A 26,217-nucleotide genomic window follows, 5' to 3' on the forward strand; every position below is an offset into this window, starting at 1 on the left:
TTGGTTGCAAAATTACGTTTGAAAAAGTCTTTAAAGAAGGACAAATGTCTGATACCTTATGATTTTATAGTTGGATTGTCTTTGTGAAAGGTACAAGTTTTTGCAGCATAAAAAAAGGCCTACAATTTAAAATTGCAGGCCATTAAAGATAAAAAAATAAGAAAGTTTATTTTAAATTATTAAAATTCCTTTTAACAAAAGCAGTTAGTTCTTCTCCTTTTAGCAAACCTTGTGCAAGTTTGGCCAAGTCTATGGCTTGACGTACTTGTGCCTCTTTGCTTTGCTCATCTGTATTATTGATAATAGCAGCTGCTAAATCTGAATTTGTATTTACAGTAATGTTGTACATCTCCGGGAAATTACCCATTCCAAACATACCACCACCACCACTTTGGCTCATTTCTTTCATACGACGCATGAACTCTGGCTGTGTGATAATAATAGGCTCATCTTGGCTATCTAGGGATTCTAATTTAACAGTATATTGTTGTTTAGGAACCACCGTTTCAATGATTGTTTGTAATGTTTTTTGCTCTTCCTCAGATAGTTTTGAAATCTCAGAATCTTCTTTTTTAATTAAGTTACTAATATGATCTGAGTCCACACGAGTGAAAGTTAATTTTTCATTATCGCTTTCTAACTTTTGAATCAAGTGAGAAACAATAGGAGAATCTAACAGTAACACTTGGTACCCCTTGTCTTGGGCTGCGGCGATGTAACTATGTTGCGCATCTTTATTGGATGCGTAAAGAATCACAAGATTGCCATCTTTGTCTGTTTGGTTTTCCTTTGTAGCTTCCTTTAACTCATCTAATGTATAGAATTTACCATCTACAGTAGGGTAAAGCATAAAAGCTTTAGCCTTGTCATAGAACTTGTCTTCCGATAAAGCACCATATTCTAAAACTACTTTAATATCGTTCCATTTCTCTTGGAAATCTTCTCTGTTTTCGTTGAAAAGTGATTTTAATTTATCGGCAACTTTACGAGTGATGTAACTCGATATTTTTTTCACATTTCCATCGGCCTGTAAATAAGATCTAGATACGTTTAAAGGAATATCTGGTGAGTCAATCACCCCTTTTAACATAGTTAAGAAATCCGGTACAATTCCCTCTACATTATCCGTTACAAATACTTGGTTTTGGTATAATTGAATCTTATCCTTTTGCATTTGCATATCGGCCGTTAACTTAGGGAAGTATAATATTCCAGTTAAGTTAAATGGATAATCCACATTTAGATGAATATGGAATAAAGGGTCTTCAAATTGAGTTGGATATAACTCTCTATAAAAATCTTTATAGTCTTGTTCGCTTAACTCTGATGGTTGTTTAGTCCATGCAGGGCTAGGGTTATTAATGATGTTATCTACCTGTATCTCTGTATCGTCTTGTTTCTCGGTACGGGTACCAAATTTAATTGGCACAGGCATAAATTTGTTGTATTTTACAAGCAACTCTTGTATTTTAGATTCTTCTAAAAATTCAAGAGAATCTGGTGCAATATGCAGAACAATCTCCGTTCCACGGTCTTGCTTGTCGCATTCCACTAGCGTGTACTCAGGACTACCATCACAAGTCCAATGAGCAGCCGGCTCATCTTTATAAGACTTTGTGAAGATTTCTACTTTATCAGCTACCATAAAAGCGGAGTAAAATCCAAGTCCAAAGTGACCAATAATACCTGTATCTTTTGCGCTATCTTTATATTTTTCTAAGAATTCTTCAGCTCCAGAGAAGGCTACTTGATTGATATATTTTTCAACCTCTTCTTTAGTCATTCCAAGGCCTTGATCTTGAATGGTTAAAGTTTTGTTTTCTTTATCGATCTTAACCTCAATCATCGGATCACCATACTCTGTATTGGCCTCTCCAATGCTTGTTAAGTGTTTTAATTTCAAAGTCGCATCCGTAGCATTAGAAATTAACTCTCTTAGAAAGATTTCATGATCACTATATAAGAACTTTTTAATAAGTGGAAATATATTTTCCACTGTAACGTTAATTTTTCCAGATGTCATAAGAATGATTTTATTTATTTGACGATTAATTTTGTATTTTTACAACCACAGAAAGTCAAAAAAAGTGCCGAATCTTAAAAAGCTGACATTTTGACACATATAGGTACTTTGTACAGACTAGAATCGGAAAAAATTACATAAAAAAAATAATGATATGAAAAAGTTTGTTTATTTAAGTGCAATTGCATTGTTTATTGTTTCGTGTAAGCCTACTATGGATACTAAGAGTCAAGTTGGACTTAAAGGTAGCTGGACCTTAACTAAAGTTAGCCATATTGGAGGCGAATTTGTAAAGGTAAACTCCTTTAATATTGCAGATGCTTCTTGTTTTGAAGGAAGTCAGTGGCAATTTGTTTCCAATAACAATACCGGATCGATGGCTTTAACAAAAGGAGGATCTTGTCCTAGTTTTGAGAGTAATTTTAAATGGACAATTGATCCAAATGGCTTATTTGAGTTTAAGTTTGTAGATCAAGGTGAGAAAGCAAAAAGAGTCACTGTAGGTTACTCTTTACAGGTTGAGAATCAAAATGCTAATAGTTTTGATTTGGTAGATAAATTCTACGCCTCGGGACAGAGTTATGATGTAGTTTATCACTTTGTAAGAAACTAATAAAGAGAATTAAAAATTGAATAACATGAAAAAGTTAGGAACCATATTTGTAACTGCAAGTCTTTTAGCGGCTTCAGTTAGTTTTACGAGTTGTGAATCTATTAAAAATACTAATAAAACGCAAAGAGGTGCTGCCATAGGGGTTGCGGGAGGTGCTGTGATTGGTGGAATTTTAGGCAATAACCTTGGAAAAGGTGGTAATGGTGCCTTGGGAGCTGTTTTAGGTGGAGTAATTGGAGGTGCTGCCGGGGGTGTAATAGGTAATAAAATGGATAAACAAGCCAGAGCTATTGAGCAAACTTTACCAGGAGCTCAAGTAGAAAGAGTTGGCGAGGGAATTAAATTAGTTTTAGGAGAGAACTCAGTGAATTTTGACTTAAATAAAGCTACTTTAACCGATAAAGCAAAGGCAAACTTAGATAAGTTGGTAACTGTTTTTAAACAAGAACCAGATACTTATATTAGTATTTTTGGCTATACGGATAATACAGGAAGAGAAGAATATAATCTTAGTTTATCAAAACAAAGAGCAGCCTCGGTAAAGCAATACCTTGTACAAAAGGGAATTGCCGCTAACCGAATCTCAACAGATGGTTTAGGAATCGCAGACCCAATTGCTTCAAACGATACCGAGGCAGGAAGAGCAAAAAACAGACGTGTTGAATTTGCAATTAGAGCAAACGAGCAAATGATAAGAGATGCTCAAAATGAAGCGGGTTCACATTAAAAAAGTTTGATTAAAATACCCTCTATTATATAGCACCCTTTAGGGGATGCCTTATTTAAAGAGGCAAAAAACATAACGCTTATTAAGAAAGTAAAAGTTTCTTGGTAAGCGTTTTTTTTTTTGACTATATTATTTCGAGTTAAACAACCCTAAGATTTTGTTTGTTTTTTATGTTTAAAACATGCTGTTTGCTTTTTGTTATAATGTGAATGTAATAGTCAAAAACAAAAAATGGACTAATAACTAAAGTCCGTTTTTTTTTTTTTTAAATAGTAAAGGACGCTACACAGGGTTTGCTAAGTACTGTTTTTAGCAGTGTAGTTATCTTTTTTTATACGGACATATTGGTTTTTACTTTGTGTAGTGGAGCCTTTTTAGAGTTGGAAAAACGTTGATTTCTTACTCCATAAGTACAATAAAAAAACAGGTAAACTATAAAGTATTACTGTTATAGATTACCTGTTTGACTTGGGTATTTATTTTAAAAAAATGTATTTTTTAAATAGCCTGTAAAGTTGTTTTCAAGATTTATTTTATCGTAAGAATTAGTTACAATCCAAACAAATTAATTCTCTTTGGCTATTTATGCTATATTTTTTACCTATTTGAAGATTTATGTCATTTAATAACTCTTGTAGAGGTTTTGTCATTAAAATACTTTTTGCCTGTGGTAGGTAAATCGTATAGGTTAATTGATGGGTTTTATCATCGAATTCTTTGGTAAGTTTTTCAGAAAAATCCCCCGGGATGATAATTTGGTTATCCAATACCATTAAATCCAGTAAATCTGTATCTACGTTTGTGTTTACCGAGTTGTCTTTTTTGTTTATTAGCTTAGCCTGAACATATATCTCATTGGAAAAAGTTGGAGATATTTGAAATTGCATGTTTTGTGGTTGACTTTCAAAAATAAATTTTTTATCAGGATTACCCAGTGTGGTGTTTTTTTGTTCAAAATATTCGGGTAATACCACCGTAAGCTCAACAGCTTCACTGGTTGATAATGACTTATTTACTGTATTGTTTTTTGGGTATGTAAACAACGGTTTACTATACGAGCTATTGTGATTTACCTGTATAATGTGGCGTTGATTTATTATAAAATCCCAGTGTTTATCCGATAATTTTTCTAAATCTAAAACTATGGCAGTAAAGTAGAAAATACTAGCCACCCAGATTACAAATAAAATTACTAAGCTAAGTAAAATGTATTTTAAATTGGTATAAACCATACGAAGTCCAATAATAAACAGACCAACAAATGGAAGGGTTACTAGTAAAAGAGCATTAAAAAATATTTTGTTATAGTATAGGGGGAAATCATTTAAAAACGAAATATCAACCGGAGCGAAGAAGTTTGTAATTACCCCTTTATTTATCCAAAGGATAAAAAACGAAACGACATTAAAAAGGATAACTATCGAGCTAATTACAAGAAAAATAATCCCCAAAATGCGGCTAATTAATTTTCCGGATTCTCGACCTGCTACTTGTGCTTTATTTTTGTACTTGTTATAGTCTACTTGTTGAAATTTATCTTGAATTACATCAATGTTTTGCTTTACTTTTTTTTGAATAGTTTCAACCGTTATGGGCTCTCCTTGCATTTGTAGAATCTGGGAAGTTGTTTTAGCTGCAGGAATTACAATCCATAGTATAAGATATAGCAGTACACCAGTTCCAAAGAACAATACTAAAACAGCAAAAATAATACGTAGCCACACCGGATCGATTTTAAAATAATGTCCCAGACCTGCTAAAACTCCACCAAGTATTCCGTTTTGTGTATCTCTAAACAATTTTTTTGATTTAGGATAGTAGGTAAAGGATTCACTAGTTGAATCTTGTTCAATTATATAGTCCTCTGGAGCTCCTAAAATGGAAATAACCTGATCGACATCTTGTAGATTTATGTTTTGTTTGCTCGGGGTTAATTTTTCTAAAAATAATTCAGAAACTCGGATTTCTATATCGTGTATAATCTCATCTTGTTCCTCTATTGAGAAAGACTTTTTAATGGTCTTTAAATAATGGTCTAATTTAACAAAAGCGTTTTCGTCTATATGAAAAACACTTCCGGCAATGTTTACAGTTAGCGTCTTATTCATGGGTTTGATTTTTATTTGTTATAGCCTGTACAGCATTAGATAATTCATGCCAAGTTTTTGCTAGTTCTTGTAAAAACAGTTCTCCCTTTGGCGTTAATTTATAGTATTTTCTTGGGGGTCCAGAGACGGACTCCTCCCATCTATAGGATAGGTAATCATCGTTTTTAAGTCTTGTTAATAAAGGGTATACGGTTCCTTCAACAACAACTAATTTTACGCTTTTTAACTCATCAAGTATTTCAGAGGTATAGCAATCTCTAGTTTGTAAAATAGATAGAATGCAAAACTCTAAAATGCCTTTTCTCATTTGGGCTTTTGTGTTTTCTATATTCATAAGTTCTGCTTTGTAAAATGTTATACAAATATATGTCTAAAGGAAGGTACTTTGTATCGCATAGTACTGATATTTAAGAAATATTTAACTTTTCAAAGAGTCTTTAAATACAAAAATATTTTTTGTATATTTAAAAAAAATACGCCGTATTATGAATTTTACAGTATCCAATGTTAATAAGTTTTTATTCTTTAAACTTCCTGCTGCGTATTGGAGCGGGGTTCGTCTAACACAAATCTCTAAGGAGATTGCAGTAACTAGTGTTAAGCATTCTTGGGCTAATCAAAATCCATTTAAATCGATGTATTTTGCGGTTCAGGCTATGGCTGGGGAACTGTCCACTGGTGTGTTGATGATGCAGAAAATTCAGGAAAGTGGACATAAAATATCTATGTTAGTAGCTTCCAATAATAGTAGTTTTACAAAAAAAGCAACAGGGAGGATTTTTTTTCAGTGTAATGATGGAATTAAAGTCGACCAGGCCATTTCGCAGGCCATTGAAACCAAACAAGGAGTTACCCTTTGGATGCAAAGCATAGGGCGTAATCAAATGGGGGAGCAGGTAAGTGTGATGAATTTTGAGTGGACCATAAAGCTAAAAAGTAAGTAAATATGAAAATACTTGTAACTGGAGCCACAGGTAGTATTGGCAAACAGGTGGTTCAATCATTATTGGATCAAGATTATTCGGTTAATTACCTAACGACCAATAAAAATAAAACCAGTGGTGTTTTTCTACAGGCTAAAGGGTTTTATTGGAATCCAGAAAAAGCCCAGATTGATTACAAAGCTTTTGATAAGGTAGATGTTATTATTCATTTAGCCGGAAGTAGTATTGCTGGTTCTTGGTCTAAGGCCGGCAAACAAGAGATATTAAATTCTAGAATACTTTCCAGTTGTTTTTTGCAAGACAAGTTAGTGCAGTATCCCAACCAGGTGCAACATGTGATTTGCGCCTCGGCAGTTGGCATTTATAGTGACTCAACAAATTGGCAAGATGAACAAGATTATCAAGTAGGGAACGATTTTTTGGCTGATGTGGTGCAGAAGTGGGAAAAGCAAAACAAAAATTTTGAATTAATAGGTAAGAAACTGTCTTTGGTGCGAATTGGCATGGTTTTACAAAGGGATACAGGAGCTTTAAAGCAGATGATCATTCCAATAAAGGCTTATTTAGGTACACCATTGGGAAGTGGAAAGCAATACTATTCATGGATCCATATACAAGATTTAGTAGGTGTTTTTAATTATATTTTACAAAACAGTTACACCGGGATATTTAATGCCGTATCTCCACATCCTATGACAAATAAGGAATTTACAATTACTCTTGGTAAGGTTCTAGCAAGACCTATTTGGCCTTTTAGTATACCGGGGTGGGTTATTAAATTAGCAATAGGGCAAAAAGCCGTTTTAGTTTTAAATGGACAAAGAGTAAGTTGCCAGAAAATTCAAAATAAAGGATATAAATTCAAGTTTTCAGATCTAAAAGGAGCATTAGAGCAGCTCTACCACTGAAGCTTTTTTTAATATAAAAAAAATATGACACTTTTATTAAAGGTGTCTTTTTTTTGTGTCATTATGACAGCTAGATTAGCTTGGCAAAGGATTTGCTATTAGAAAATGAAATAAAAAATGTAAAATAATTTTTCTAAAGATATGAGTACGAAAAAAGATATAAATAAGCAGGAACAAGCAGTAGAAACTAATGGGCAAGAGAATCTTGAACAACAAGATCAAGTAACTAATGAGCAAGAACAAGTAACTAATGAGCAAGAACAAGATAGTGAAGTTACTCTTGAGCAAGAACTTAATGCTAAATTGGCAGAGGAGAAAGATAGATATTTGCGTTTGTTTGCAGAGTTCGAAAACTTTAAAAGAAGAACTTCAAAAGAGCGTATCGAGTTATTTAAAACTGCTGGACAGGATGTTCTTCAAAGCTTACTTCCTGTGTTAGATGATTTTGACCGTGCAATTGTTGAATTAGAAAAAGCAGGTGAGAGTGAGCATTTAACAGGGGTGAAATTAATTTCAAATAAATTAAAAGACACACTAGAGTCCAAAGGATTAGAACAAGTAGAGATTAAATCAGGGGATGCTTTTGATGTAGATCTTGCCGAGGCAGTTACTCAAATTCCAGCAGGAGACGAGTTAAAAGGAAAGGTAGTAGATGTGATTGAAAAAGGATACAAATTAGGTGATAAGATTATTCGTTTCCCTAAAGTAGTAATTGGACAATAATTTTTAAGAAATACAACACGTAAAGATGAAAAAAGATTATTACGAAATACTAGGGGTAGATAAAAGTGCAGATGCGGGAGCTATAAAAAAAGCATATCGTAAAAAAGCAATAGAATTTCACCCAGATAAAAACCCAGGAGATAAAGTTGCGGAAGATAAATTTAAAGAAGCAGCTGAGGCTTATGAGGTTTTAAGCGACCCAGATAAAAAGGCAAAATACGACCAATATGGACACGCTGCTTTTGATGGTAGTGGTGGATTTGGAGGCGGTGGATTCGGTGGATTCGGCGGCCAAGGAATGAACATGGAAGATATCTTTAGTCAATTTGGAGATATTTTTGGTGGAGGTGGTTTTGGCGGATTCGGTGGATTTGGTTCAGGCCGTTCACAAGGGGCTAGACGCGTGAAAGGAACTAGTCTTCGAATCAAAGTAAAATTAAGCCTAGAGGATATTGCAACAGGAGTTGAAAAGAAAATTAAAGTAAAACGTAAAGTTCAAGCAAAAGGAGTTACCTATAAAACTTGTCCAACATGTAATGGTACAGGACAGGTTGTAAAGGTAATGGATACAATGCTTGGAAGAATGCAAACCTCGGTGGCTTGTTCCACATGTGGTGGAAGTGGTCAAGTAATAGATCACAAACCAGCAGGTTCGGATAAAGAAGGTATGGTTACACAAGAGGAAACCGTATCAATCAAAATTCCAGCAGGAGTAGCCGATGGCATGCAATTAAAAGTAAGTGGTAAAGGAAATGAAGCTCCTGGTAAGGATAGCGTTGCTGGAGATTTACTTGTAGTTATTGAAGAATTAGACCACAATACTTTAAAACGTGAAGGAGATAATATTCACTTAGATCTTTATATTAGTTTTGCCGAAGCGGCTCTTGGAGGATCAAAAGAGATAGAAACTGTAACAGGAAAAGTACGCATTAAACTAGAGGAAGGAATTCAATCCGGTAAGATTTTACGACTAAAAGGTAAGGGAATACCGAGTTTAAATGGATATGGAACAGGAGATTTATTAGTACACGTTAATGTATGGACACCTAAGAAGTTAAGTAAAGAACAAAAAGAATTTTTCGAAAAGAATTTAGAAGATTCTAACTTCAAACCTGCTCCGACAAAAAGTGACAAATCTTTTTTTGAAAAAGTAAAAGAAATGTTTTCTTAATTGGAAAAATAGTCATACTTTTGACCAACACTTATTAAACAGTGGATTTTCTTTTTCATAGCAATTTTTCCCAACCTTATTTTTAATAAGGTTGGGTTTTTTTATGCCTATTGCTAAAGGCAAAAAAATATCCTACTTTTGGAATTATTAAACAATTTCATACTTGAAATCTATATTTTATAACTTATGCAACCTATATTAGAAGTAAAAGATGTTGTCAAGAAGTATTCCGATAAAACAGCTTTGAACCATGTTTCTTTGACTGTACCCAAAGGGAGTATTTATGGGCTACTTGGACCAAATGGAGCAGGGAAGACTTCTTTAATACGAATTATAAATCAAATTACTTACCCCGATAGTGGTCAAATACTACTAGACTCAAAACCTTTAAGTGCGCATCATATTGTGGATATTGGTTATATGCCTGAGGAAAGAGGTTTGTACAAAAGCATGAAAGTTGGTGAACAGGCCATGTATTTAGCTCAGTTAAAAGGGATGAGTAAAGCAAGAGCCAAAGAGCAGTTGACTTATTGGTTTGATCGTTTGGAGATTGGTCATTGGTGGGATAAAAAAATTTCAGAGTTATCCAAAGGGATGGCTCAGAAAATTCAATTTGTGGTAACGGTATTACACGATCCGAAACTTTTAATTTTAGATGAGCCTTTTTCAGGTTTTGATCCAGTGAACGCTAATATTATTAAAGATGAAATCATTGAATTAAAGAAAAAAGGTACCACTATTATATTCTCTACACACCGTATGGAAAGTGTAGAGGAGATGTGTGATGATATTGCCTTGATAAACAATAGTCATAAGCTTATTGAGGGAAAGTTATTGGATGTGAAAAAGCAATTTCGTACCAATTTGTATCAAGTAGGTGTTATAACCGACGATGTCCAGAAATTAATGTTAGCAATTAGTCAAGTATATAAGTTAACCACAACAAGCTTTAAGTCTTTAAATCAAGAGTTGCAGTTAGAAATAGATTTAGGTGATAAATTGCCTAATGAATTATTACAGTTATTAATTTTGTTTGGGCAAGTAACTCACTTTCAAGAGAAGTTACCAACGGTTAATGATATTTTTATCCAAAGTGTAAGTAAATAATATGAGTGTTTTATCTTTAATAATCAAAAGAGAATTTGTGGCCAAGGTGCGCAATAAATCTTTTATAGTGATGACTTTTTTGGGTCCTGTTTTTTTTATTTTACTAACTGGATTAATTGCTTATTTAAGCACAATGAAAGCAGATGTAAAGCAAATAGCAGTTTATGATCCTAGTGGAATTTTCATACAGGAATTTGAAAATAATTCCGAATATAATTATAGTGATGTCTCTAGTGTTGATTTAGCTATCTTAAAGGACAATGTGCAACAAGAGCTTTATTATGGATTGCTTTATTTTCCCAATAATCAGACGCCACAGGAGTATGAAAATAGTATCACTTATATCTCCAATGAAAGTCCTAGCCTTAGCTTTATAAGCAAAGTAGAACTTTTAGTGAACAATAAGTTAACTCATATAAACTTGGAGAATACAGGCATGGATATAGCTATAATTGATGCTGCCCAGGCCAATGTAAACTTAAAGCTAGAGAAAACCTCTGGAGAACAAACCATAAAGGGTTTAAATGAAATAAAAGTTGTTTTAGGAGGGTTATTTGGCTATTTTATAATGATGTTTATAATCATTTATGGCAATATGGTAATGAGATCTGTTATTGAGGAGAAGACCAATCGAATAATTGAAATTATAATATCCTCTGTAAAGCCGTTTCAACTTATGATGGGCAAGATTATCGGAACCTCATTAGCAGGTGTTTTACAGTTTTTAATATGGGGTGTGTTAGGTGTTGTTTTTATGGTTATTGCAAGTATGGTCTTTGGTGTGGAATTAAGCCCAAATGTACCAATGCCTGATTTGCAAGAATTAAACAGTGGATTAGATGTTTCACAAACAGCCGAATTGCAAGGTTATATTAGTGAGATATTGTCTTTACCACTTTTCTCATTAACTTTTTATTTTATTCTATATTTCATTGGCGGGTATTTCCTTTATAGTTCTTTATACGCCGCTATTGGAGCTGCGGTGGATAACGAAACTGATTCACAACAGTTTTTATTGCCAATCTTGTTACCTTTGATGCTTGGGGTTTATATTGGTTTTTTTACCGTAATGAACGACCCTCATGGTAGTGTGGCAACTATTTTTTCTATGATACCATTTACCTCTCCTATAGTGATGTTAATGCGTATTCCTTTTGGTGTTCCAGTTTGGCAGGTAATTGTCTCTTTGGTACTATTGTTTGGAACGTTTTTACTTGTGGTTTGGTTAAGTGCAAAGATTTACCGTATTGGTATTTTAATGTATGGAAAGAAACCATCTTGGAAAGAGCTTTATAAATGGTTAGGTTATTAATTAATAAGAGATAACATTACTTTGTAATAAAAACTTGATATATAAAAAAGCGCATAATACGCAGAAAAGCCTCAAAAAGTAAGACACTTTTTGAGGCTTTTTTTGTTATGTGAAAAATATAAAAAAATTCTTTTTATCAAAGTTTATGCCTTGTTGGCTTATTATTTTTAGAGCCTGTTTGGTTATTTATTGATTTGTCTAGTTTATATAAAATTATAAGTAGTTTGTATTTATCACCAAAGTTTGACTTTTTATTAAAATCTGTGCTTGTATTTAGTAAAGCAAAGCACTAGATGGATTTAGTTAAAACAAAGAGTGTTTAGATCGGAATCTTATAAGACTGATTTGTAAAAAAAAGAAAAAAAGAAAAACAAGTGAGAAATTACCATGCTGAATTTCCCTTTATTTATCCTGCTTATTGTTATTAAATAAAAAAGCATTTTGTCTTTTAAAATGGTACTACTGCTGACTTTTTGGGATTGAAATAAATGAATTTTATCATTAAATAACGTTTATAAAAACTCATTAAAACAAATGAAATATAGTTTATTTTATAATAATATTAAGATAATTACTTAATATGTTTAATTTTTACTTAAATTAGTAATTGATTTATTAATTTAACTTAAATGAATTATAATATGAAAAAAGTAGAACCTATTCGTGGAACCCATGGAGCAACGGTTATTGGACCGCGTAATTTAGAAGCAGAAAAGTTAAATCCCGACCTTTTATTACCACCAGAAACGGACCATGGGGATATTCCTAATTTAAAATTTCCATTTGCTATGGCACATAACCGTTTAGAAGATGGTGGTTGGGCTCGACAAATAACAAAACGGGAAATGGAATGTATGGAAGAGATGGCTATTGTAAATATGCGTCTTTCTCCAGGAGTTATACGAGAATTGCATTGGCACAAAGAAGGAGAATGGTCTTACGTACTTAAGGGAAAAGTTAGATTTTACTTGGTAGATGATCAAAGAAATGTATTGATTGAAGATTTAGAAGAAGGTGATCTTTGGTATGCACCCCCTGGTTTCCCTCATGCTATTCAAGGATTAGATGACCAAGGAACTGAGTTTGTATTAGTATTTAATGATGGAAATTTTTCGGAAAATCAGACCTTATTAGTAACCGAGCTGTTTGCCCATACACCAAAGGAAGTTTTGGCGAAAAACTTCGGAGTGCCCGAGTCTGCTTTTGATGGGATTCCACCTAGTGAAAAGTACATTTTCCGTTTACCTGTTCCTGGGCCTCTTGAGCAAGTACGTAAAGAGCTTGGTGCGGTGAATTTTACCAACAAATATGTTTTTAGAGCATCTAAAGAAGCAAAAAAAGAGTTTGAAGGTGGAGCTACACAATTAATAGATAATGAAACATTTGAAGCTACTGATCTAGCTACTCTTATAATTGATCTAAAACCAGGAGGTATGAGAGAGATTCATTGGCATCCCGACGCAGATGAGCTTCAATATTATATTAGTGGAAAAGCACGAATGACAGTATTTGATGCTTCTAATAATGCAAGAACTTTTGATTACGATGCTGGAGATGTTGGTTATGTACCAAGGACTTTATCCCATTATATTGAAAATATTGGAGATGAACCGGTAAGAGTCTTAAATGTATTTCACAAACCTAAGTATAAAGATGTATCCTTAAACAATTGGTTAGCATTGACTCCGAAATCTATTGTATCTGGTCACTTAAACATCAATGAACCTTTTATAGACTCTTTACGACAAGAGTATAAGACAATTGTAAAAGGGTAGTAATATTCCATTTTTATTAAAATACAGACATTGTCCTTGCAGTAAGATGTTTTAGTTACTGAAAGTTGATTTCTCTATCATTATTAAATAAAATATACATATATGGAAGAATTTATGAATAAGATGCTTTTTTAACGATCTTTTACCCATTTTGGCTGTCATGGCAATTGGATATCTTAGCGGTAAAAAGAATGTCTTTCAAAAAGGCCAATCTCAAGTTTTTAATAAGTTGGTTTTGGATTACGCCTTACCAGCAGCTTTGTTTATTTCGATAGTTAAAGCTGATAGAAAAATGTTATTTGACAACGCTACCCTGAGTATAATTACTCTTGTGGGGCTTGTTGGATTATTTATGACCTCTTATTTTACCTTACAATGGTTTTTTAAACGCTCGAAAGCTCAAGCTGCTGTTTGTGCTTTAGTTGCAGGATCTCCAACGATAGGCTTCTTGGGTTATGCGATTTTAGATCCTCTTTACGGTACAGGTATCGAAACTGGATTAGTGATTGCCATTATTGCAATTGTTGTTAATGCGGTAACTCTTCCTCTAGGATTATATTTATTAAACGCTGGAGCAGATAGTGCTAATAAGGACAAGAATAGTGGTAGAGATGCTTTAATTGCATCCTTAAAGCAACCTGTGGTTTGGTCTCCCATCCTTGCAGTTGTGCTGGTTCTTATAGGAATTAAAATTCCTACACAAGTTGCTCCTACATTTAATTTATTAGCCCAAGCAAACTCAAGTGTGGCTGTTTTTGCAGCTGGACTTACCCTTGCTGCATATCAATTTGAATTTAATAAAGAGATTGCCTACAATGTTTTTTTTAAGTTGTTTTTCATGCCAGGGATATTTTTAATACTAGGCTTGATTTTTAATTTAAATAATACCATACTTACCATGTTAGTTTTGGGTTGTGCCCTACCACCTGCGTTTTCTGGAGTAATTATTTCTGGAAAATATAATGTGTATACCCAGCAAGCCACCTCGAGTCTAGCGGTGAGTGTTATTGGATTTATTGTGGCAGCACCTATGTGGGTTTATGTAGTGAAACTTTTAGGAAATTAGTTACTTTAAAAACAGATGAGCTAATAAAAAAGGTAGATCAATGATTTAAAAAAGTTTAATCTATAAACAAGAGGGTTCAGTATACTGAACCCTTATTTTTTATTGTAATCCCAACTCGTTAGATAATAAACATATCCGTAGGTGTTTTACTGTAAAATTAGTGCTTTACTGGTTTTCTTGTAATAGGTTATTGTTGATTAATCTAGCCAGGTAACCATCTAACTAGAGGTAGATAAGTCCGTAATGTGAAAATATTACTATATTTTATTTTTAAAGCCAATTGTTGATGGGATCGCTACATTTTTACACAAAAATGTAAATGATGTGATACCTACTCCTAGTTAATATAGTGTTACTTTTTTTTACAGGAGAATCAAATTATGGTTTTTAAGTAAAACCAGAGATAGTTAGGTATTAGATTTATGTGTTTGCATATGGCTAAAGGTTCAAAGTAGTGATCAAAAATGTTAGTAAACCACAGATATAATATGTTTTAAGAGTTTTTTACTGTTGAATCTTGTTAATAAAAAAGTAAGTAATTTATTTTTATAGTTAGATTGTTTTTACAAAACCTACTTATTTCAGGACAATAAGCCAGACTGTTCTTTTTCAAAGCCAATATACTAGACTGGATTATGGCTAGGGTGGTTTCAGATCAAGGAAATCTACTTAATGCTTGATTTTTGCAAAGGAAAAATACAGAATCACAATAAGTTAATTATTAATATGTTGCAATTCAGTGTTGTCTATTTTTAAATTTTACCCAGTAATAGTGATAAAATAACAATATATTTGTGGGTGTCTTAGGATCTTTAAGGAAATTAAAATTAAAGCTATGAAATTAAAAAAAATAAATTCTACTCTAATGGCTAATTTAGAATCTCAAGGATTCACAGAGCCAACAGAATTGCAAAAACGCACTTTTGGACCAATTAAAAGTGGACAAGATTTTATGATTTTTGCACCAAGCCAGCAAGGTAAGACCACTGCTATGGTGATTGCAGCTTTACAGCGTGTAGAAAAAGCGGCCCAAGATATGATTTCCACTCGTGTTTTAATTGTGGTTAAAGATAAAAATGAAGTAGAACGTTTGTTAGAAGAATTTGAACGTTTTGGTTACAGAATGGGAGTCAATGTATATGGGGTTCACAACCATACAGATTTAGACCAAGATAAAAATCTGATGTCATTGGGTAATGATATTTTAATAGGTACTGCTGAACGTTTAAATGAGATGTTTTCTTTGGCTGGTTTCGATGTAAATCAATTAAAGATGTACATTATAGATGATTTAGATATTCAATTAAAAAATCGTTTAGAGACCAAGCTATTTCGCTTGTCTGAAAGCATAGGTAAGACGCAAAGGGTTTACTTTACTACAAACGATCAAGAGAGTTTGGATAGTTTTGTAGACAAGACTATGTCCGAGGATGTGGAGTACTTAGATTTTTATCCAGATTCAGAACATTAGTAGTAATATAAAATTTGCTTTTTTTTAAAAAATAGACAGTTTGCAAGATTTTGTAAACTGTTTTTTAATTTAATAGGGTTAATCCAGTAACAATAATATACATTATTGCAATACTTATTAAACTAGCTGTTCTTTTCTTTAAAGCGACTTTAAAGGGAATTTTTAGTTGAAAAATATCTCGTAGTAGTCGTATAATAACAATTAAAAAAGCTGCCAAGAAGCAATATTGTACAATTCGCTCTAATTGGGCAATATTTCCTAGGGTTAAAAAAGGGAAAAGCAACAGGTTATTAAATACAAGCATTGTTATCTATTTTATTTAAATTCCAAAAGGACTTTACTATTTACTAAAGTTATTAAAATAATTTGGTCTAAGGTTTATCTTAATGGCTAAATCTATTTGTAATTATAAATTTAACTATTTATCTGTTTTTCTGCAGTCCTATAAGACAAAGATTTACTGGGTGTCTAGGCTAAAAAAAATTAATTTTTGAAATTCATTTTACATGGCGGCCTATTTTAATTGCGATGACCAATAGTATTTTAAAGAGAAATATTTGAAAAACAAGATAAGCTTTTATTTTTAGATATTATGTAGGGTTTTCGAAGCGATAAAGGGAAATAAGCTTATGTTAAAACAGGACTAACTACTTTGATGCTTGCCTAAATAAAATAGGTGTTTGAGTTAAAGAGGTAGGTAAGATTCGCTGTCAAATTAATAGAAAATCATTTCTTTTTACTTAAAGCAAGCAGCTATAAAAAAAGGACATAGTTGCTTAACTATGCCCTTATCAAGTAGCGAAGACGGGAGTTGAACCCGTGACCTCAGGGTTATGAATCCTGCGCTCTAACCAACTGAGCTACCTCGCCAAGATTTATGTATTGTTTTTCAATACAAAGGTTTTTTAATATGTAAATAAAAAGTACAGCCCATTGAAAAGGTGTTCTTTTTTGTAGCGAAGACGGGAGTTGAACCCGTGACCTCAGGGTTATGAATCCTGCGCTCTAACCAACTGAGCTACCTCGCCATGGTGCATAGAAACAGACTTTGTTTGCTAATTGCGAGTGCAAATATAGTTTAAATTGTAATGTATACAAATCTTTTAAGGCATAATTTTTCTTTAATAAATTTAATTTCATTTAAGTTATTTATTGTGAGTTATTTAGTGTAGCTGATTTTTAATAACTTAATTAATTCTTGTTTATAACTATGTTTTTATTATTAGTTAGCCTTGGATATAAGATGATTTTAGACTGCTTATTAGCTTTTATTTTTTAAAAAAGTAAAAGTTAGATAAGACGCAAAGAAAAGTATTAGATTATGTTAACAATACTGAACTAGTATAGTTTAAAATGTTAAATATGGAATGGAATTAATAAGTGTTGTAAAAAAATTAGTATCTTATGGTTCAATAAATTAGTAATTCTAAAAACAGTTTTTATATGGCAGGTAATTTCAAATTTCCAGAATTTAAGAAAAGATATGGTAACTATATCGGTGGAGAATTTATAGACCCGGTAAAGGGTAAATTCTTTGAGTCAATCACTCCAATTACAGGTAAGGCCTTTGCTGAGGTAGCACACTCTAGTGCAGAAGATATTGCTTTGGCAGTAGATGCTGCTGAAAAAGCCTTTGAATCTTGGAGTAAAACTTCAGCTGCCCAGCGTAGTGCGGTGTTAAATAAAATTGCCGATCGCATGGAGGAAAACTTAGAATTAATAGCCACAGTGGAAACGGTTGATAATGGGAAACCAATTAGAGAAACGCTAAATGCAGATATACCTTTAGCCATTGATCACTTTAGGTATTTTGCCAGTGTGATTCGCGCAGAAGAAGGATCTTTAGCAGAATTAGATTCCGATACGGTTTCTTTAATTGTTCATGAGCCAATTGGAGTTGTGGCACAGATTATTCCATGGAACTTTCCAATATTAATGGCAGTTTGGAAGTTAGCTCCGGCTTTGGCTGCAGGAAACGCAGTTGTTTTAAAACCAGCAGAGAGTACCCCTGTGTCTATTATGGTATTAATGGAGTTAATAGGTGATTTAATTCCAAAGGGTGTTGTAAACGTAGTAAACGGTTTTGGAAGCGAGTTAGGGGAAGTTCTAGTTACAAATCCAAAAATTAGAAAGGCAGCTTTTACCGGAAGTACTCCAACGGGACGATTGGTAATGCAGTACGCTACTGAAAATATTATACCAGTTACTTTAGAGTTAGGTGGAAAGTCTCCTAATATATTCTTTGAATCTGTGATGGATCACGACGATGAGTTCTTAGATAAGGCCATTGAAGGGGCAGTTCTTTTTGCTTTTAATCAAGGTGAGATTTGTACTTGTCCTTCAAGATTATTAATTCAAGAGAGTATTTATGATAAGTTTATTGAAAGAGTAATTCAAAGGGTTCAGGCCATTAAATTTGGTAATCCATTGGATCCAACTACCATGATGGGGGCTCAGGCATCGAAAATGCAATTTGATAAAATCACCTCTTATTTAAAATTAGGTAAGCAAGAAGGTGCTGAGGTTCTAACAGGTGGAGATATTAATCATCTACCAGGTGAGTTGGAAGGAGGGTATTATATCCAACCAACTTTAATGAAAGGACACAATAAGATGCGTATTTTTCAAGAAGAAATCTTTGGTCCAGTTCTTGCTGTAACTACTTTTAAAGACCAAGCAGAGGCCATTGAAATTGCCAATGATACACTTTATGGATTAGGTGCTGGAGTATGGACAAGGGATGCCCATGAGTTGTATCAAGTACCAAGAGCAATTCAAGCAGGACGTGTATGGGTAAATAATTACCATAATTATCCAGCTGGAGCACCATTTGGGGGATATAAAGAGTCTGGAATCGGTAGAGAAAATCACAAGATGATGTTAGATTATTATAGACAGACTAAAAACATGCTTATTTCTTATAGTAAGAATAAATTAGGATTCTTTTAAAAAACAAACTATCATGGGGAAAATAAGTAGAATTGATGTTACAGACAAAGCCAAGTCTTTAATAAAGGAGTTGGCTCAAGAGCATGGTGAGCTTATGTTTTATCAGGCAGGAGGTTGTTGTGAGGGTACACAGCCAAATTGTTTTAAAAAAGGAAGTTTTCGTTTAAAGAGAAAGGATGTTTGTATAGGTAAAGTATGTGGTTTTGAATTTTGGGTTGATCATGGATTATATGAATATTGGAAGCATACTCATTTTACATTAGATGTCTTAGATGGTTTTGGAACGGGTGGATTTTCATTGGAAGTTCCAAAAGGAAAAACTTTTAAAATACATTATCGCTTATTTACGCCCCAGGAGTTAGAGAATTTACAAGAATTAATTACAAGAGAATAAAGGCAGATATAACCAAGGTCATACCTTTGTTTTATCACCTGTTTTTTATATTGGTTAAGGGTTGAAGGCTGAGACGCTAAAAAGCGCTCAGCCTTTATTTTTTTATTTGCCTTTAGTTGTAAATCTGGGGGTATTTATGTTTTAAACAAATAGTTCTTGTTTTAGAGCAATGCCAAGAGTTGCTAATAATTTTGCAAAGGGCTTTGTTAAAAGACTTATCTTTGTGGAAAATAATACTTCGGTATCAAATAAAAAATATTTATGTCTTTTGAATCATTAGGAATAGCAAAGAATTTGTCTTTGTCTTTAATTAATCAGGGTATCTCTACGCCTTTTCCAATTCAAAATAGTGCTATACCAGTTATTTTACAAGGGAAGCATGTTTTGGGGATAGCTCCTACAGGCTCGGGAAAAACCGCTGGTTTTATCTTACCTTTATTACAAAAACGTCAAGATATAACCTACACGAACTCGCGTAATATTCCTGTATTGGTTTTAGTACCTACCAGAGAGCTTGCTATACAGATACATGATTTTGTGAAATCTTGTGAAACGGGACTCAAAAGACCTATACAATCCATGGCAATCTACGGAGGTGTTTCGGTAAATCCACAGATGAAGAATTTAATGGGTACAGAAATTTTAATTGCTACCCCTGGAAGACTACTTGATTTACTAGAACAAAATGCACTTTCTTTAGCTCACATTCAGACATTGGTTATTGACGAGGCGGATAAAATGTTTAGCCTTGGTTTTGAACAAGAATTACAGTCTATTTTAAAAGTTATTCCAAAAAAAGCACAGTATGTATTGTTTTCAGCCACATTAAATGATAAAGTACAAGAGATAAAGCAGATTTTAGATGTGGACTTTCATACTATTGAAGTAGAGAAAACTTTACAAACAGAAGTAGATTTAATACATCAAGATGCCTATTTGGTGGACCCCGAGCGTAAAGGTCCATTTTTAAGATATTTGTTTAAAAATGAAGATTTAGGTCAAACTTTAATATTTGTATCCTCCACTAGGTCCGCCGATAATTTAGTTGCCAAATTGCAAAAAAATGGTATAAAAGCCACTGCATTGCATAGTAAAAAAAGTCAGGGAGCCAGAAATATTGCACTAAAAGATTTTAAAGATTCGGTAGTTCAGGTACTTGTGGCAACCGATATTTTATCACGCGGTATTCATATTGATCTTCTACCTTGTGTTATTAACTACGAATTGCCACGCTCCCCGTTAGATTATGTTCACCGTATAGGTAGAACAGGTAGGGCAAATGAGAAGGGAAGAGCCATTAGTTTGTTAACCAAAGAAGATTTACATCACTTTAAAGTTATTCAAAAGAAAATGAAACATCGTGTAGATTTACAATATACCGATCAAATTGATTTAAGAGATTATTAAATTATAGATTAAAAACCATGACATGTAAATGTTGTGGTTTTTTTATTTTTCTACAAGCAGTAAAGTGAAAAAAATATATACAGAATATATTAAATAAAAAAGGACATAGTTTATTTGCTATGTCCTTGTGTAGTAGCGAAGACGGGAGTTGAACCCGTGACCTCAGGGTTATGAATCCTGCGCTCTAACCAACTGAGCTACCTCGCCAAATGTTGGTGGCTATTACTTTTGTAATGCGGGTGCAAATATATAAATAAAATAGTATAAAACAAGGTTGAATTGAATTTAAAAACATTTTTTTATCTAGAAAAAATGTCTATATTCGAAAAAATAAAACTAATAAAGAGACTATGAAAGAAAAATACGAACTCGAGTTTTCAATTAATGCGTCACCACAATTACTATATCAATATGTTTCTGATCCATCTGGCTTAAGCGAGTGGTTTGCTGATAATGTTAATTCTAGGGGAGAGATATATTCTTTTGTATGGGGCGACTCCCAAGAGAAGGCTAAAATCGTTACCCGTAAGGCTGATGAAAGAGTAAAGTATCGCTGGTTGGATGAAAATGATCAAGAAACCGATTATTATTTTGAAATCCGTATCACCAAGGATGAACTTACTAAAGATGTTACATTAACGGTAACAGATTTTGCCGAAGCAGACGAAATTAAGGAGTCAGCACAATTGTGGGAGAATCAAATTAGTGATTTAAAACAAGTATTAGGTTCGGCCTAATTTTATACAAATAAAACTTATATTTGCCGTTAATAGTAATCAGAGAAAAATAATATGATTAATGTTAACGGCAATGTTGTTTCTACAACAGATCTTGCATTAGAACAAAACAGAGGTTTTTTATATGGTGATGCTGTATTTGAAACCCTTCGAGTATTAGACAATAAAGTTCTTTTTTTAGAAGACCACTACTTCCGATTGATGTCTTCTATGCGTATTTTGCGTATGCAAATACCAATGGATTTTACCATGGAGTATTTTCAAGAGCAAATTGTGAAATTAACCAAAGAATTAGATTCACAAGCTAAGGGGTTTAGAGTGCGTTTTACAGTGTATCGTCAAAGTGGTGGGACCTATCTACCTACAACAAGGAATATTGATTTTATAATAACAGCAAAGCCTTTACAAGAGGCACTTTATGTGTTGAATCAGGAACCTTATGAGGTCGAACTTTATAAAGACTTTTATGTCAATGCAAGTTTGCTTTCTACTTTAAAGACCACTAATCGCTTAATAAATGTGACTGGTAGTATTTTTGCAAGTGAGAATGATTATCAAAACTGCTTACTTTTAAATAATCAGAAGAATGTAGTGGAGGCTTTAAATGCTAATTTGTTTGTTGTCAAAGATAAAGTAGTTAAGACCCCTTTACTTCAAGACGGTTGTATTAAAGGAGTTATGCGCAAACAAATCATTGAGCTTTTAGAAAAGCATCCTGATTATACTATTGTTCAAGAGTCTGTCTCTGCCTTTGAGTTACAAAAAGCCGATGAGTTATTTTTGACCAATGCTATTGTAGGTATCCAGCCAATTACAAAATATCGTAAAAAGCAGTACACCAATGAATTATCTAAGGATTTATTAAATCGATTAAACGCAAAAATACGTTTAATTTAAGTTAGGGTTCTCTGGTGCATTAAGCCATATTTTAAAGGATGGGCCTAGGCTTTGTAAGCCTAATTTCCAAAAATCCTTACTCGAATCAATAAATATTTGAGAAAGTCTAGGGTATTGGGATTTAACCCAGTAATTGTCTTCTAATTCATTTTTAAGTTGCTCACAATCCCATCCTGTATAACCTAAGAAAAAACGAATATCTTGTTTGGTTAAAAGACCTTGATCAAGTAACGAGAAGATTTGATCGTAATCTCCACCCCAGTATAATTCATTGGAGATTCGTTGACTATGAAAAATCAAATCTGGTTTATTGTGAACACAGAATATTTTGTCCTGTTCCACCGGGCCGCCTTGATAAATGGTGAAGTTTACCGAGGTGGTAGGAATTAATTGATTCAAGGTAATATCCATGGGTTTATTTAAAATAAAACCAATGGAACCTTCCGCATTTTGATCCGCAATTAGAATAGCTGTCCTTGAAAAAGGAGCGTCTAAGGGATTAGATGAAGGTAGAGATAAAATAATATCTCCTTTGTTTAAGGATAGGGATTCCGACATATAATACAATCAATTAATTTTACAAGTATATTAAATATAACAAAAAAGCCTCATTAAAAAAATAATGAGGCTTTTAATATTTTAGTTGACTGCTATACTAGCATATTCACTCTTGTAATAATATTATTTATTAACTGCAGTTTCTAATTCTGATCCTGCTTTGAATTTCACAACTTTTTTAGCAGCGATTTTGATAGTTTTTCCTGTTTGAGGATTTCTACCTTCTCTTTCTGCTCTTTCTGAAATAGCCCAAGATCCAAATCCAACTAGTGAAATTTTGTCTCCTTTAGCTAATGTAGTTTCTACGTTTTTTAAAAAAGATTCTAAAGCTTTTTTTGCTGCTACTTTGCTTATTTCTGCATCCTTAGCGATTGCATCAATTAATTCTGTTTTGTTCATAATAATTTTTTTAAAAGGTTGATTTTTAAAGGTCCTTATTACAAATTTAGGGTAATTCTTCAATAAAGCAAGCTTTTGATTAAAAAAAAACGTTAAAGTTAATTTTGTATTAATGTTGTAAAATTTTATATAAAACCAAAATATTTACAAACTACTGTAAATCAGTAAATTACATAGCTTTTGCTTGTGAGCTAAAAGACATGCCATTTAGTAACTCCTTGGTAATCATTGGTTTTTTGCCTGGAAATTGTAAACGTAAGACTTCAATAAAACCATCACGCACAGCTATTTTTAGTTCTTTTTTGCTAGCGATGATACTTCCAATGTCTTGGTTGTGAGTTTCCGGGTGAAAAATAGATTGATAAATCTTAACATTCCAACTTTGATCTTGATCTTTAAATTCACACCATGCAGCAGGGTATGGGCTAAGGCCTCTTATGTGATTATAGATTTGCATGCCACTTAAAGAAAAGTCAATTTTACAGTTGTCTTTATTTAGTTTATAAGCTGTTTTTGTATCCTTGGCTGGTTGTAGAGTTAACTCTACTTTATCTTGTTTTATTAATTCAAGGGTTTGTAAGACACTTTTTGCTCCTAAGTCCATTAATCTATCATGTAACTCACCAGCAGATTCATTTGGTAGGATATCCGTTGTGTTTTTTAAGATAATTGCTCCTGTATCGATTTTTTGATCAATAAAAAAAGTGGTCACCCCGCTTTGGGTTTCCCCGTTTATAATAGCCCAGTTAATTGGCGCAGCTCCACGATAATCTGGCAATAGGGAAGCGTGTAGATTAAAGGTGCCATACTTTGGTCTGTCCCATACCACCTGGGGTAACATTCTAAAGGCTACCACAACTTGTAGATTAGCATCATAGGTATCTAATTGTTCTAAAAAAGCTGGATCTTTTAAATTAACGGGCTGTAAAAGTGGTAGGTTTTTATCTAAAGCATACTGTTTTACAGCGGAATACTTTATTTTTTGTCCTCTTCCAGCTGGTTTATCAGCTGCGGTGATTACAGCTACAATATTATATTTGTTTTGATACATCGCATCTAGGATACCAACCGCAAATTCAGGTGTTCCCATAAAAATGATACGTAAATCTCTCATAAAAAATATACTTATTTAAAGTAATTAAGACTCCATGGTTTAAGGGAGGCTTGTTACTGGTTATTATTATTGTTTTTATTTATACAACTACTGCAGTTTTGACAATCCGCTAGAATTTGTTGGTCGAAGTATTCTAAAAGTATTTTGTTTTTACAAATATCTTGATTTTCTACGTATTTCACCACTGCTTTGAATTGATTTACCTTCAATTGGTTGTAAAGGGTTAAAAAACTAAAAGTGCGATAAAGGGTACGTTCCTGTTCATAAGGCTCATTGAAGATCACAGAGATATCATTATTTTTAGGAATAAAAGTACAAAGCTCTAAATTGTGCCATGTTTGTAAAAATTCCATAATAGTATCAACAGTTAATTCAAATTCATTACAGATTTGTAAAAGATCAATCTCGGTGGGTTGTTCAAAAACAGCTATGTAGTTTCTTATAATATGTAAAAGAACTTGTTCTTGTAAAGGATCGTTTTCTAGGTGATCTAGTAAAGCTGAGCTGCTACTGGTTAGTTGAAGCTTTGGATTTTGAGCAAGATCTTGAACAAATTTTAAAATTCCTTGTCTGTCTAAAAATTGAAGTGCATTGTAAGCTTTGGTTAATGGAAAATTATTTTTTTTACAAAACACATTAAAGTTAAAGCTGTAATTTACATTAAAACCCTCACCGTATGCAATATTCAAATGGTTGTTTAACTTGCGATATATTAATTTTAAAAACTCTTTGTCAAATAAAGTATCTTCAAAACCTCGTATGGTGTTTTGTATTTCTTGGGGATTAAGTAAAATACTTGCAAATGCCTTTTGATTATTTCTACCTGCTCTACCTGCTTCTTGATAATAATTCTCGAGATTATCTGGGAGTTGTAAGTGTACAACATTCTTAACATTCTCTTTGTCAATTCCCATTCCAAAGGCATTGGTTGCAACCATAATCAAGGTTTTTTGTTCCAGCCAGTTGTTTAGTCTTTTCTTTTTAACCCCACTGGATAATCCTCCGTGAAAAAAGCTAGCGGTAAATCCTAGGTTCTCAAGGGCTTGTGCGTAAATTTGAGTTTGTTTTCTTGTTTTAGCATAAACAATAGTAGGGGCAAGATTTTTGTTTAAAATCTTTGTTAGTATTTCAATTTTATCATTGACTTGATACACGCCGTAAAATAAATTTTCGCGTAAGAAGCTTTTTCTAAATATATTGGGTTGATCTAATTTTAAAATAGTACAAATATCATCAATAACTCTTTGGTTAGCTGAGGCCGTTAGGGCGATAATGGGCACTTTATCAAAAAGATCTCGTAGCTTACCTAATTCTAAATACGCGGGACGGAAATCGTGCCCCCATTGCGAAATACAATGTGCCTCATCAATGGCTATTAATTGAATATCTAACTTTTGTAATCGTTCTAAAATCCAATCTTGTTGTAGTTTCTCGGGAGATATGTAGATGAATTTATATTGACCAAAATGACAGTTATCAAATACGGCATCAATCTCATGAATTGGCATTGCTCCCACAATAGCAGTTGCTTTAATTCCTTTTTTGGTAAGATTCAATACCTGATCTTGAATCAGGGCAATTAAAGGGCTAACCACCAATGTGATTCCTTTTTTCACCAAAGTTGGTACTTGAAAACAAATACTTTTACCTGCACCAGTTGGTAATAAAGCAAAGGTGTCCTTACCTTGTAACACCGAATCTATAATCTGGGCTTGAGGTTCTCTAAAGCTTTGGTGTTTCCAATATTTTTGAAGTACTTGTAAAGGAGTAGTGATCATAGAGTGCTAATGGTCTATTTTAAATATTCCACTAGC

At 33.2% G+C, this 26,217-nt stretch carries 24 protein-coding genes and 3 tRNA genes; 16 read left to right on the forward strand and 11 right to left on the reverse strand.

From position 1 onward, the window contains the following. Window positions 1–166 precede the first annotated feature (166 nt). Window positions 167–2,023, reverse strand: coding sequence for a molecular chaperone HtpG (gene htpG, locus ACYSNV_RS03320; protein WP_461761144.1), 1,857 nt, complete (start codon window positions 2,021–2,023; stop codon window positions 167–169). A 154-nt stretch (window positions 2,024–2,177) separates the two neighbouring features. Between htpG and ACYSNV_RS03325 the strand changes: the two genes are divergently transcribed. Beyond that, window positions 2,178–2,636, forward strand: a complete 459-nt coding sequence (locus ACYSNV_RS03325) for a lipocalin family protein (protein WP_461761145.1) — start codon at window positions 2,178–2,180, stop codon at window positions 2,634–2,636. A 25-nt stretch (window positions 2,637–2,661) separates the two neighbouring features. Beyond that, a complete protein-coding gene (locus ACYSNV_RS03330; protein WP_461761146.1) occupies window positions 2,662–3,363 on the forward strand; it encodes an OmpA family protein in 702 nt (233 codons plus the stop codon). 545 nt (window positions 3,364–3,908) lie between these two features. Here the strand turns inward: ACYSNV_RS03330 and ACYSNV_RS03335 are convergent. Further along, window positions 3,909–5,471 carry a PspC domain-containing protein gene (locus ACYSNV_RS03335; RefSeq protein ID WP_461761147.1) on the reverse strand — a complete coding sequence of 521 codons (1,563 nt, stop codon included), beginning with the start codon at window positions 5,469–5,471 and terminating at the stop codon, window positions 3,909–3,911. Next, window positions 5,464–5,805: a PadR family transcriptional regulator gene (locus tag ACYSNV_RS03340; protein WP_461761148.1), complete on the reverse strand. Its 342-nt coding sequence runs from the start codon at window positions 5,803–5,805 to the stop codon at window positions 5,464–5,466. The genes ACYSNV_RS03335 and ACYSNV_RS03340 overlap by 8 nt, the downstream gene beginning before the upstream one ends. Window positions 5,806–5,956: 151 nt before the next feature. Between ACYSNV_RS03340 and ACYSNV_RS03345 the strand changes: the two genes are divergently transcribed. From ACYSNV_RS03345 to ACYSNV_RS03385, 9 genes are all read left to right on the forward strand, one after another. Continuing rightward, window positions 5,957–6,415, forward strand: a complete 459-nt coding sequence (locus tag ACYSNV_RS03345; RefSeq protein ID WP_461761149.1) for a DUF4442 domain-containing protein — start codon at window positions 5,957–5,959, stop codon at window positions 6,413–6,415. A gap of 2 nt (window positions 6,416–6,417) precedes the next feature. Further along, the gene (locus ACYSNV_RS03350; protein ID WP_461761150.1) at window positions 6,418–7,323 is read left to right on the forward strand and encodes a TIGR01777 family oxidoreductase; all 906 of its coding nucleotides are present in this window, start codon (window positions 6,418–6,420) and stop codon (window positions 7,321–7,323) included. A 141-nt stretch (window positions 7,324–7,464) separates the two neighbouring features. Then, window positions 7,465–8,046 carry a nucleotide exchange factor GrpE gene (locus tag ACYSNV_RS03355; RefSeq protein ID WP_461761151.1) on the forward strand — a complete coding sequence of 194 codons (582 nt, stop codon included), beginning with the start codon at window positions 7,465–7,467 and terminating at the stop codon, window positions 8,044–8,046. A gap of 25 nt (window positions 8,047–8,071) precedes the next feature. Next, complete coding sequence (gene dnaJ / locus ACYSNV_RS03360; RefSeq protein ID WP_461761152.1) at window positions 8,072–9,217, forward strand: molecular chaperone DnaJ; 1,146 nt, start codon at window positions 8,072–8,074, stop codon at window positions 9,215–9,217. 186 nt (window positions 9,218–9,403) lie between these two features. Next, window positions 9,404–10,324 (forward strand): ABC transporter ATP-binding protein, encoded by a 921-nt coding sequence (locus tag ACYSNV_RS03365; protein WP_461761153.1) that lies wholly within the window; start codon window positions 9,404–9,406, stop codon window positions 10,322–10,324. 1 nt (window position 10,325) lies between these two features. After that, window positions 10,326–11,636: an ABC transporter permease gene (locus ACYSNV_RS03370; RefSeq protein WP_461761154.1), complete on the forward strand. Its 1,311-nt coding sequence runs from the start codon at window positions 10,326–10,328 to the stop codon at window positions 11,634–11,636. 641 nt (window positions 11,637–12,277) lie between these two features. Beyond that, complete coding sequence (locus tag ACYSNV_RS03375; RefSeq protein WP_461761155.1) at window positions 12,278–13,411, forward strand: cupin domain-containing protein; 1,134 nt, start codon at window positions 12,278–12,280, stop codon at window positions 13,409–13,411. A gap of 118 nt (window positions 13,412–13,529) precedes the next feature. After that, window positions 13,530–14,477 carry a transporter YfdV gene (gene yfdV / locus ACYSNV_RS03380; RefSeq protein WP_461761462.1) on the forward strand — a complete coding sequence of 316 codons (948 nt, stop codon included), beginning with the start codon at window positions 13,530–13,532 and terminating at the stop codon, window positions 14,475–14,477. 835 nt (window positions 14,478–15,312) lie between these two features. Next, complete coding sequence (locus ACYSNV_RS03385; protein WP_461761156.1) at window positions 15,313–15,948, forward strand: DEAD/DEAH box helicase; 636 nt, start codon at window positions 15,313–15,315, stop codon at window positions 15,946–15,948. A 64-nt stretch (window positions 15,949–16,012) separates the two neighbouring features. Here the strand turns inward: ACYSNV_RS03385 and ACYSNV_RS03390 are convergent, their stop codons facing one another. The 3 genes from ACYSNV_RS03390 to ACYSNV_RS03400 form a co-directional block, all read right to left on the reverse strand. Beyond that, window positions 16,013–16,252 carry a hypothetical protein gene (locus ACYSNV_RS03390; protein WP_461761157.1) on the reverse strand — a complete coding sequence of 80 codons (240 nt, stop codon included), beginning with the start codon at window positions 16,250–16,252 and terminating at the stop codon, window positions 16,013–16,015. A gap of 492 nt (window positions 16,253–16,744) precedes the next feature. Continuing rightward, window positions 16,745–16,818: transfer RNA gene (locus ACYSNV_RS03395), tRNA-Met, on the reverse strand. A gap of 84 nt (window positions 16,819–16,902) precedes the next feature. Next, window positions 16,903–16,976, reverse strand: a tRNA-Met gene (locus ACYSNV_RS03400). Between the two features lie 415 nt (window positions 16,977–17,391). Here ACYSNV_RS03400 and ACYSNV_RS03405 point away from each other — a divergent pair. From ACYSNV_RS03405 to ACYSNV_RS03415, 3 genes are all read left to right on the forward strand, one after another. Beyond that, entirely contained in the window at window positions 17,392–18,897 is a 1,506-nt protein-coding gene (locus ACYSNV_RS03405) for an aldehyde dehydrogenase family protein (RefSeq protein WP_461761158.1), read from the forward strand. A gap of 13 nt (window positions 18,898–18,910) precedes the next feature. Further along, on the forward strand, window positions 18,911–19,291 hold the full coding sequence (locus ACYSNV_RS03410; RefSeq protein ID WP_461761159.1) for a DUF779 domain-containing protein: 381 nt from the start codon (window positions 18,911–18,913) through the stop codon (window positions 19,289–19,291). A 261-nt stretch (window positions 19,292–19,552) separates the two neighbouring features. Then, window positions 19,553–20,698 (forward strand): DEAD/DEAH box helicase, encoded by a 1,146-nt coding sequence (locus ACYSNV_RS03415; RefSeq protein WP_461761160.1) that lies wholly within the window; start codon window positions 19,553–19,555, stop codon window positions 20,696–20,698. A 133-nt stretch (window positions 20,699–20,831) separates the two neighbouring features. Here the strand turns inward: ACYSNV_RS03415 and ACYSNV_RS03420 are convergent. Next, window positions 20,832–20,905: transfer RNA gene (locus tag ACYSNV_RS03420), tRNA-Met, on the reverse strand. Window positions 20,906–21,048: 143 nt separating this feature from the next. Between ACYSNV_RS03420 and ACYSNV_RS03425 the strand changes: the two genes are divergently transcribed. Then, window positions 21,049–21,435, forward strand: coding sequence for an START-like domain-containing protein (locus ACYSNV_RS03425; RefSeq protein WP_461761161.1), 387 nt, complete (start codon window positions 21,049–21,051; stop codon window positions 21,433–21,435). Between the two features lie 54 nt (window positions 21,436–21,489). Next, entirely contained in the window at window positions 21,490–22,332 is an 843-nt protein-coding gene (locus tag ACYSNV_RS03430; protein ID WP_461761162.1) for an aminotransferase class IV, read from the forward strand. Here ACYSNV_RS03430 and ACYSNV_RS03435 read toward each other — a convergent pair. The 4 genes from ACYSNV_RS03435 to ACYSNV_RS03450 form a co-directional block, all read right to left on the reverse strand. Continuing rightward, window positions 22,324–22,890, reverse strand: a complete 567-nt coding sequence (locus ACYSNV_RS03435) for a YqgE/AlgH family protein (RefSeq protein ID WP_461761163.1) — start codon at window positions 22,888–22,890, stop codon at window positions 22,324–22,326. The two genes, ACYSNV_RS03430 and ACYSNV_RS03435, sit on opposite strands and share 9 nt — an antisense overlap. A 123-nt stretch (window positions 22,891–23,013) precedes the next feature. Further along, a complete protein-coding gene (locus tag ACYSNV_RS03440) occupies window positions 23,014–23,289 on the reverse strand; it encodes an HU family DNA-binding protein (RefSeq protein ID WP_461761164.1) in 276 nt (91 codons plus the stop codon). 169 nt (window positions 23,290–23,458) lie between these two features. Further along, complete coding sequence (gene fmt / locus ACYSNV_RS03445) at window positions 23,459–24,403, reverse strand: methionyl-tRNA formyltransferase (RefSeq protein ID WP_461761165.1); 945 nt, start codon at window positions 24,401–24,403, stop codon at window positions 23,459–23,461. Between the two features lie 53 nt (window positions 24,404–24,456). Next, window positions 24,457–26,181, reverse strand: a complete 1,725-nt coding sequence (locus ACYSNV_RS03450; RefSeq protein ID WP_461761166.1) for a RecQ family ATP-dependent DNA helicase — start codon at window positions 26,179–26,181, stop codon at window positions 24,457–24,459. Between the last annotated feature and the right edge of the window lie 36 nt (window positions 26,182–26,217).

This window comes from Myroides sp. LJL119, from assembly GCF_054871605.1.

Coding starts and splice junctions, on each gene's coding strand:
- ACYSNV_RS03375 (WP_461761155.1), top strand. CDS start 12,278: ATGAAAAAAGTAGAACCTATTCGTGGAACCCATGGAGCAACGGTTATT.
- ACYSNV_RS03425 (WP_461761161.1), top strand. CDS start 21,049: ATGAAAGAAAAATACGAACTCGAGTTTTCAATTAATGCGTCACCACAA.
- ACYSNV_RS03340 (WP_461761148.1), bottom strand. CDS start 5,805: ATGAATATAGAAAACACAAAAGCCCAAATGAGAAAAGGCATTTTAGAG.
- ACYSNV_RS03405 (WP_461761158.1), top strand. CDS start 17,392: ATGGCAGGTAATTTCAAATTTCCAGAATTTAAGAAAAGATATGGTAAC.
- ACYSNV_RS03390 (WP_461761157.1), bottom strand. CDS start 16,252: ATGCTTGTATTTAATAACCTGTTGCTTTTCCCTTTTTTAACCCTAGGA.
- ACYSNV_RS03430 (WP_461761162.1), top strand. CDS start 21,490: ATGATTAATGTTAACGGCAATGTTGTTTCTACAACAGATCTTGCATTA.
- ACYSNV_RS03415 (WP_461761160.1), top strand. CDS start 19,553: ATGTCTTTTGAATCATTAGGAATAGCAAAGAATTTGTCTTTGTCTTTA.
- htpG (WP_461761144.1), bottom strand. CDS start 2,023: ATGACATCTGGAAAAATTAACGTTACAGTGGAAAATATATTTCCACTT.
- ACYSNV_RS03410 (WP_461761159.1), top strand. CDS start 18,911: ATGGGGAAAATAAGTAGAATTGATGTTACAGACAAAGCCAAGTCTTTA.
- ACYSNV_RS03330 (WP_461761146.1), top strand. CDS start 2,662: ATGAAAAAGTTAGGAACCATATTTGTAACTGCAAGTCTTTTAGCGGCT.
- fmt (WP_461761165.1), bottom strand. CDS start 24,403: ATGAGAGATTTACGTATCATTTTTATGGGAACACCTGAATTTGCGGTT.
- ACYSNV_RS03365 (WP_461761153.1), top strand. CDS start 9,404: ATGCAACCTATATTAGAAGTAAAAGATGTTGTCAAGAAGTATTCCGAT.
- ACYSNV_RS03435 (WP_461761163.1), bottom strand. CDS start 22,890: ATGTCGGAATCCCTATCCTTAAACAAAGGAGATATTATTTTATCTCTA.
- ACYSNV_RS03370 (WP_461761154.1), top strand. CDS start 10,326: ATGAGTGTTTTATCTTTAATAATCAAAAGAGAATTTGTGGCCAAGGTG.
- dnaJ (WP_461761152.1), top strand. CDS start 8,072: ATGAAAAAAGATTATTACGAAATACTAGGGGTAGATAAAAGTGCAGAT.
- ACYSNV_RS03350 (WP_461761150.1), top strand. CDS start 6,418: ATGAAAATACTTGTAACTGGAGCCACAGGTAGTATTGGCAAACAGGTG.
- ACYSNV_RS03335 (WP_461761147.1), bottom strand. CDS start 5,471: ATGAATAAGACGCTAACTGTAAACATTGCCGGAAGTGTTTTTCATATA.
- ACYSNV_RS03325 (WP_461761145.1), top strand. CDS start 2,178: ATGAAAAAGTTTGTTTATTTAAGTGCAATTGCATTGTTTATTGTTTCG.
- ACYSNV_RS03385 (WP_461761156.1), top strand. CDS start 15,313: ATGAAATTAAAAAAAATAAATTCTACTCTAATGGCTAATTTAGAATCT.
- ACYSNV_RS03440 (WP_461761164.1), bottom strand. CDS start 23,289: ATGAACAAAACAGAATTAATTGATGCAATCGCTAAGGATGCAGAAATA.
- ACYSNV_RS03345 (WP_461761149.1), top strand. CDS start 5,957: ATGAATTTTACAGTATCCAATGTTAATAAGTTTTTATTCTTTAAACTT.
- ACYSNV_RS03355 (WP_461761151.1), top strand. CDS start 7,465: ATGAGTACGAAAAAAGATATAAATAAGCAGGAACAAGCAGTAGAAACT.
- ACYSNV_RS03450 (WP_461761166.1), bottom strand. CDS start 26,181: ATGATCACTACTCCTTTACAAGTACTTCAAAAATATTGGAAACACCAA.